Raw genomic sequence first — 7,187 nt, forward strand, 5'->3', positions numbered from 1 at the left:
GGCGTCGCCGATGGCGGTCAGCGGGACCGCGGCGGGGGCGACGACCGCGGCCGCAGCGCCGATGGTCGACACGCTCATGCTCGGGCTATCGTATCCCGGAGAGTGTCCTCCGTCATCGCGCCGTTGTCGGCGTACACGACCGCATTCGACTCGTCGAGAACGGCCGTGAAAGGGACGCTCGCGGCGTTGAGCGCGGTAGAGAGCGTCAGGTCGTCGTCGACGCCGACGGTCCAGTCGCCCTCGTGATCGCGCCACCAGTCGGCGACGGTCTCGCGGTCGACGGTCGTTCCGACGACCTCGACGGTGATCGAGACGAACGTCGCGTCGACGTCGCGTTCGACCGCACGAAGGGTCTCCATGTACGCTGCACAGACGTCACACGTCGTCGCGAAGAACTCGAGCACCGTCACGCCCCCGCGTTCGGGGACCTCCCGGTAACCGGCTTCGCTCCCCGGCGCGTCGAACGTCTCGATCCGTGTCCGCGGAACCGTCGACGCGGTGCCGCCCGCCTTCGGCTCCCCGTTGCCGGCTGAGAGGCGATCGCTCGCGTCGGTTCGAGCGATCACGACTCCGCCGGCGAGCACGCCGGCTCCTCCGAGTCCGGCGAGCAGCTCGCGCCGTTGCATGGTCGTCCGTATCGCTTCCACGGTCTTAGCGGGTGTGGTACGACCCTCTCACGAGTCGGTGTCGGCGCACTCGCGAGGCTCGCGCGATCCGCGGGGCGAACGCGAAGAAGCGATCGGTGTCAGACCAGCAGCTGGATGTCCGCGTCGACCATGTCCTGGAAGGCGGAGGCCGCGCCCACGCCAGTCGTGACGCCGTCGTAGAAGTCGTCCTCGTCGTAGTCGAGGAGGTCGATCGTCATCTGACACGCCTGGAGGTCGACACCGCTCGCGACGGCGGTCTCTATCAGTTCCTCGACGGAAGCGACGTCGTTCTCCTCGATCTTCGACCGCATCATCCGGGTCGTCAGCCGGTCCATCCCCGGAAGCGCGCCGACGATGTTCGGCACCGGCATGTTCGGGTTGCCGACGGAGCTCAACTGGAGGTCCTTGGAGTTCTCCTCGTGGAGGATCTCCAGCCCCCAGAACGTGTGGAACACCGTCACGTCGTACCCGAACGCGGCCGCCGTGCTCGCGAGAATGAGCGGCGGATACGCCATGTCAAGGGTACCCTTGGTCGCGATGATAACCATCTTGTCGGCGTTACCGTCGTCGACGTCGCTTCGGAGGTCCGAGAGCTCGGTCTCCAGCTCCTCGATCCGCGACTGGAGCTCGCGAACGTCTTCGGGGGAAGCGGCGGGGTCCGACGACGCCGGCGTGTCCGTACTCATCGGTTACTCCGCCTTCCGGACGTAGTGCTTGTACACCGATTCGCCGTCCTCCGTCCCCTCCTCCTGGTCGACCAGCTCGGCCCCGTCGGCCGAGTCGGCCCAGCCTTTGATGTCGCTCATGCTGCCGGAGTCGGTCGAGATCACTTCGAGAACGTCGCCGGCGTCGAGGCCGTCGAACGCACCTTTCGTCTTGATGACCGGCATCGGGCAGTTCTGTCCTTTCACGTCGAGCGTCTCTGTCGCGGTTTCCGTGCTCATGATTACCTCCCCGTGTTGGGGCTATCACACAATATTCCCTCGCCACTCATAAGGGCATCGATTCTTGTGGTTGTCTTGAACAACTGGATTATTAAGCCAGTCGAATATACGGTAATCCGCGATAGACGGCATTAAAACGAGATTCTGGGCCCATACGCTCTCGTACTCGCCAAATAGTATTGTACAAAAATTGAATTACTATGCGAAGATTTAAGCCGATAGCCCCGGTACGATGTGGTGTACATGGATCCAGACGAGATGGATTTCCCGACCCCTGAATCGGCCGTCGACTCGATCGTGCCCGAGTCGTTGAAAGCCAGCATCGACGACGGCGAGGACGTAACGATCCTCGACGCGCGGATGTCGAGCGACTACGAGGAGTGGAAGATCGACGGTGACACCGTCACCTCGATCAACGTCCCGTACTTCCACTTCCTCGACGAGGAGATCGACGACGACGTCCTCGACCGGATCCCCGCGGACGAGCACGTCACCGTGCTCTGTGCGAAGGGCGGTGCAAGCGAGTACGTCGCCGGCGCGCTCGCCGACCGTGGCTACGACGTCGACCACCTCGAGGAGGGGATGAACGGGTGGGCGTCGATATACGAGGCCCGCGAAGTCACCGCGTACGACGGCGCGGGTACCCTGCTCCAGTATCAGCGCCCCTCCAGCGGCTGTCTCGGATACCTCCTCTACGACGGCGACGAGGCCGCGATCGTTGACCCGCTTCGGGCGTTCACCGACCGCTACCTCGCCGACGCCGACGAGCTCGGCGTCGACCTGAAATACGCGCTCGACACGCACGTCCACGCCGATCACATCTCGGGGCTTCGCGACCTCGCGGCCGAGGACGTCGAGGCGCTGCTCCCGTCGGCTGCGGCCGACCGCGGCGTCACGTACACCGACGCGGTAACGCTGATCGACGACGGCGACGAGTTCGCCGTCGGCGACGCCACTATCGAGACGGTGTTCACTCCGGGTCACACGACGGGAATGACTTCGTACCTGCTCGACGACAGCCTGCTCGCGACGGGCGACGGGCTGTTCATCGAGAGCGTTGCCCGTCCGGACCTCGAGGAAGGCGACGACGGCGCGCCGGAGGCGGCCCGCACGCTGTACGACTCCCTACAGAACCGCGTGCTGTCGCTCGACGACGACGTACTGATCGGCGGTGCGCACTTCAGCGACGCCGCTGAACCCGCCGCGGACGGGACGTACACCGCACCGATCGCTGAGCTCCGCGAACGGATGGACGCGCTCTCGGTGGACGAGGACGCGTTCGTCGAGGTCGTCCTCGCCGACATGCCGCCCCGACCGGCGAACTACGAGGACATCATCGCGACGAACCTCGGGCAGAACGATGTCGACGATGACGAGGCGTTCACACTCGAGCTCGGCCCGAACAACTGCGCCGCGAGCCAGGATGCGCTCACGAGCGACGACTGATCCGACCATGTGCTCCCCTCGCGCAGCGCCCTCGTCCACCGACCGTTCGCTAGTGGGGGGTGATTCGCCGTGATCGATGCGGCGTTCACCGATCTGCTCGGAGCCGGAACCGTCGACGCGTTCTTCCCGAACGGCGTCTCGCGGTACGCGATCGGCGGCGTTCTCGTCGGGTTCGCGACGGCGATGATCTACTTCGGAACGGGGATCACGGCCGGCGCGAGCACGTTCCTCGAGTCGACGCTGTCGTACGTCTCCGATCAGGACCGGTTCAAACAGTATCGCCCGTCCCGCGACTGGCGCGTGGTGTTCACTGTCGGGATCATCGGCGGTGCAGCCGTCTACGCGCTGATCTACCAGGGTGACCCGTGGTCGATCGCGAACAGCGGCTGGACGACCGAGGTGTCCGTCTGGCGGCTGTTCGTCGGGGGGATCCTCGTCGGGATCGGCACCCGGATCGGTAAGGGCTGTACCTCCGGTCACGGGATCTGTGGGGTCGGATCCGTCTCCCGGACGTCGCTCGTCGGCGTGGCGACGTTCCTCGTCGTCGCGATCGTGACCGCGAACGCCGTCGCCGCGATGGGGGTGGGGTTGTGAGCCGCCACCCGCTGTTCATGCCGCTGATCCTGATCTCGGGGCTGGTGTTCGGCTTCGGGCTCGGCTTCAGCCACATGGCGCGGCCGGAGGTCGTCATCGACTTCCTGACGTTCACCGACCTCGGGCTCCTGTTCGTGATGTTCGGCGGCTCGATCGTCGCCGGACTCGCGTTCTGGACGCTGCCAGCGGTTCGGGGGGCGGCACCGCTCACCGGGCGGCCGTACGGCCGTCGGCTGAAGTCGTTCGACCGCAACGTGCTGGTCGGCGGCTCGATCTTCGGCGTCGGCTGGGGGCTCTCGGGCATCTGTCCCGGCGCGGCGTACGCGAGCTTGGGCGTCGGCAACTGGCCGATCCTCTACGCGATCGGCGGGATGTTCATCGGCGCGTACGCTCAGGGCGTCTGGCGGAGTCGCGGGAGCGACGCCGACGCCGGGGCCGTCCCGAGCGACGACTGAGCCCCGACCCGACGATCGAACCGACCGTCCGACTGACGTACCTCCCGAGTGATATTCGACCCATGACAGACACTGACTCAGGGGAGTCCGATCCGACGGAGCCGGATCCGCTCCTTGACGGCGTCGAACCGCCGGACACCGAGCGCGTCGTCGAGCTCGCGCGTGAGCTGATCGCGCTCGACACGTCGAACCCGCCGGGCGACACGCGGGCGATCACGGACTGGATCGACGCGTTTCTCGCCGATCGCGGCGTCGATACCGAGCGGGTCGCCACCGATCCGATGAAACCGAACCTGGTGGCGACGATCCCGGGAACCTCGACCCGGACGCTGTTATACAACGGCCACGCGGATACGGTCCCGTACGACGCTGACGAATGGACCCACGATCCGCTCGGCGAGCGCGACGGTGATCGCCTCTACGGGCGCGGTGCGACGGACATGAAGGGGCCACTGGCCGCCATGCTCGCCGCGGCGGAAGCGATCGTCGAGGCCGATACCGACCCGCCGGTGACCCTCGCGCTCGCAGTCGTCTCGGACGAGGAGACCGCGGGCGACGCCGGCGTCGACACCCTCGTCGAATCGGGCGCGCTCGATCGGCTCGCACCGGACGCCTGCGTCATCGGGGAGACCACCTGCACGAACGGTCGCCACTCGGTCACGGTCGCCGACCGCGGGAGTATCTGGCTCACGCTCCGGGCGGAGGGTGTCGCCGCACACGGTTCCCGCCCGAGCCGCGGTGAGAACGCGATCGACCGGCTCTGGGAGGCGGTCTCGCTCCTCCGTCGACGGCTCACCGCCCGCGATCTTCCGGTTCCTGAGGGGTTCTCGCCCGTCATCGAGGAGTCGGTGGCGTACTACGAGCCGATCCTCGGCGCGGCGGAGGCTCGCCGAACGTTCACGCATCCGACCGTGAACCTCGGCACGATCGAGGGCGGCGAGAGCGTCAACACGGTGCCGAGCACGGCGACGGCACGGCTCGACATCCGGCTGACGGCCGGCGTCGAGACCGCGACCGTGCTCGCGGATGTCCGGGAGTGTCTGGCCGAGTTTCCCGCGGTGTCGATCGCGGATGCGAGCTGGTCGGTCGGATCCTACGAACCGGCGGACAGCCCGCTCGTGTCGACGGTGGCCGAGACGGCCGAAGCGATCGTCGCGCCCGCGGATGCCGCCGGCGACGGACGGGTGTTCCGCCGGAGCGCGACGGGCGGCGGCGATGCCAAGACGTTCCGACACGCCGGGGTCCCGACCGTCGAGTTCGCGTTCGGTACCGACACGGTCCACGCCGTCGATGAGTACATCACGACGACCGCGCTCGCCCGGAACGCCGGGATGTACGGTCGCCTTCCGTGGGTGTGGGCGGACCAAGTCGGCGACACGTCGACGTAGCGACGGCTCACGTCGACGAACGTGGATCGGCGTCGTCGGCGACGCGTCCCTCTTCTGGTGTCGGCGACGCTCCCGCACTCACCAGCGTATTTATCACTACTCGGGCACAATAGTGTGTATGAAAGACAATATGGGGTCCTCGGATGGGTCGGCCTCAGCGACGCCCGGTCGCCCCGTGTCGCTCGCGGACGCCACGGAGCTCGACGCGTTCGTTGCGGACGCCGACACCGCGCTCGTGGAGTTTTACACCGATGGCTGCGGGATCTGCGCGAGCATGGAGCCCGTGCTTGGCAACCTCGCTCGCGAGCTCGACGTCGCCGTCGGCCTCGTGAACCCGCGGAACGACCCGCCGCTCGTCGAGCGGTTCGACGTGCGGAGCGTGCCGCTTTTCGTTCTCTTCGTCGAGGGAGAACCGGTCGCACGCCGGGCTGAAGGGTTTATCGCCGGCGACGACCTGAGCGAGTGGGTCACCCACCGAACCGACTGAGCGCCGCCACGCCGGCTCTACGAAACCGTCTGGGGACATCGTCGCCTCATTCTCCGCCATTGGTATTGGGTGTAAAGCACAATATTTAATGTACTGGGCACGATACCAACTCGTATGGGAACACGAACGTACACGGCGAATCGATTCGATTACGATTGGGAGTACTCCTCGCGGGTGTCCCTGCTGTTCGGCGTCTTCACCTCGGTCGCGGTGGTCGGCTGGCTCGTGAGCACGATGCTCACCGCGATCCACCTGTTCGCGCTACCGGCGATACCGGCCGATGCGCCCGTCCAAGGCAGCATCGAGGTGATCACGAGCCAGTGGGCGTACGTGTTCGGCTTCCCGCTGGCGACGCTCGGCGCGTTCTACTACTTGGGGACGATCGCGATGGCGCTGTGGTGGTTCGACACCCGGCACCCGCTGATCATCAAGATCCTGACGCCGATCACGGCGAGCGGGGTGGCGTTCTCGGCGTACTTCGTCTACCTCCAGGTGGGCGTGATCGGCGAGATCTGTCCGCTCTGTATGGTCTCGGCGGCCGCGACCGTGATCCTGTTCGGGCTGGAGCTGGCGGCGTTGCGGTCCAGCGACACGCCCGGCCTCTCGGCGATGCGCAGCGACCTCGGCGGCGTCCTCGGCGGGACGAACCTCGCGCTCGTCGTCTTCCCGGCCCTGATCGGCTTGGCCACGATCGTCGGCCTGTTCGTCGTCCCGATGCTCCCGCTGCCCGAGGTCATTCCCTTCGCATAGGGAACTGAACTCGTATCGGCCGGCGCGTTTCGAACGACCCCTCTCTTCTCTCACCCAGCACCGCCCTGCCCCGCCTTTCCCCACTCAGCACCGCCTCGACTTCCGAATCGACGGAACACGACGCTTTTGCTTCCACCGTCCCTCGGTTCGACCGTGACGACCGTGGCTCCCGCACTCCTCGGCGATGTCAGCACCCTCCTCGACGGGGCGGTCGGTCCCCTCGGCTACCCGCTCGTCTTCGTCCTCGCGATGGTCCCGTTCATCGAGCCGTTCGTCGTGATCCCGGTGGCGATCGGCCTCGGTTTCGACCCGCTTCTCACCGGTGTCGCGGCGTTCGCCGGCAGCGTCACCGCCGTCGTCGCGATCGTCGCCGCACAAGAGCGGCTGCTGGCGTGGTGGGCGCGGCGGTCGGCCGGGGACGACGGTGCGGACGACTCCGGAACGGTCGCCCCCGACGTGGACGCCGCCGATGAGGC

Annotated in this window: 9 protein-coding genes and 1 pseudogene; 7 read left to right on the plus strand and 3 right to left on the minus strand. The window is 66.8% G+C overall.

Features of this window, described 5'->3' with window-relative positions:
• Positions 1-74: 74 nt before the first annotated feature.
• The 3 genes from ACFQEU_RS08930 to ACFQEU_RS08940 all read right to left on the minus strand — a co-directional run bounded on the left by ACFQEU_RS08930 (position 75) and on the right by ACFQEU_RS08940 (position 1,591).
• The gene (locus ACFQEU_RS08930) at positions 75-626 is read right to left on the minus strand and encodes a TlpA family protein disulfide reductase (protein WP_379781336.1); all 552 of its coding nucleotides are present in this window, start codon (positions 624-626) and stop codon (positions 75-77) included.
• Positions 627-745: 119 nt separating this feature from the next.
• Positions 746-1,333 (minus strand): DsrE/DsrF/DrsH-like family protein, encoded by a 588-nt coding sequence (locus ACFQEU_RS08935; protein ID WP_379781339.1) that lies wholly within the window; start codon positions 1,331-1,333, stop codon positions 746-748.
• 3 nt (positions 1,334-1,336) lie between these two features.
• Positions 1,337-1,591, minus strand: a complete 255-nt coding sequence (locus ACFQEU_RS08940) for a sulfurtransferase TusA family protein (RefSeq protein WP_379781341.1) — start codon at positions 1,589-1,591, stop codon at positions 1,337-1,339.
• 243 nt (positions 1,592-1,834) lie between these two features.
• Here ACFQEU_RS08940 and ACFQEU_RS08945 point away from each other — a divergent pair, with 243 nt between their 5' ends.
• The 7 genes and pseudogenes from ACFQEU_RS08945 to ACFQEU_RS08975 form a co-directional block, all read left to right on the plus strand.
• Positions 1,835-3,037: an MBL fold metallo-hydrolase gene (locus ACFQEU_RS08945; RefSeq protein WP_379781343.1), complete on the plus strand. Its 1,203-nt coding sequence runs from the start codon at positions 1,835-1,837 to the stop codon at positions 3,035-3,037.
• Positions 3,038-3,106: 69 nt separating this feature from the next.
• On the plus strand, positions 3,107-3,631 hold the full coding sequence (locus ACFQEU_RS08950; RefSeq protein WP_379781345.1) for a YeeE/YedE family protein: 525 nt from the start codon (positions 3,107-3,109) through the stop codon (positions 3,629-3,631).
• A gap of 17 nt (positions 3,632-3,648) precedes the next feature.
• Positions 3,649-4,086 (plus strand): DUF6691 family protein, encoded by a 438-nt coding sequence (locus ACFQEU_RS08955; protein WP_379781353.1) that lies wholly within the window; start codon positions 3,649-3,651, stop codon positions 4,084-4,086.
• A gap of 62 nt (positions 4,087-4,148) precedes the next feature.
• Complete coding sequence (locus ACFQEU_RS08960; protein ID WP_379781347.1) at positions 4,149-5,474, plus strand: M20 family metallopeptidase; 1,326 nt, start codon at positions 4,149-4,151, stop codon at positions 5,472-5,474.
• Between the two features lie 118 nt (positions 5,475-5,592).
• Complete coding sequence (locus tag ACFQEU_RS08965; protein WP_379781349.1) at positions 5,593-5,961, plus strand: thioredoxin family protein; 369 nt, start codon at positions 5,593-5,595, stop codon at positions 5,959-5,961.
• 114 nt (positions 5,962-6,075) lie between these two features.
• On the plus strand, positions 6,076-6,711 hold the full coding sequence (locus ACFQEU_RS08970) for a vitamin K epoxide reductase family protein (RefSeq protein ID WP_379781351.1): 636 nt from the start codon (positions 6,076-6,078) through the stop codon (positions 6,709-6,711).
• Positions 6,712-6,864: 153 nt separating this feature from the next.
• Positions 6,865-7,187, plus strand: a pseudogene (locus ACFQEU_RS08975) (hypothetical protein); the annotation flags it as partial.

Origin of the sequence: Halorubrum tibetense (genome assembly GCF_042661865.1) — an archaeon.
Taxonomy (GTDB): domain Archaea; phylum Halobacteriota; class Halobacteria; order Halobacteriales; family Haloferacaceae; genus Halorubrum; species Halorubrum tibetense.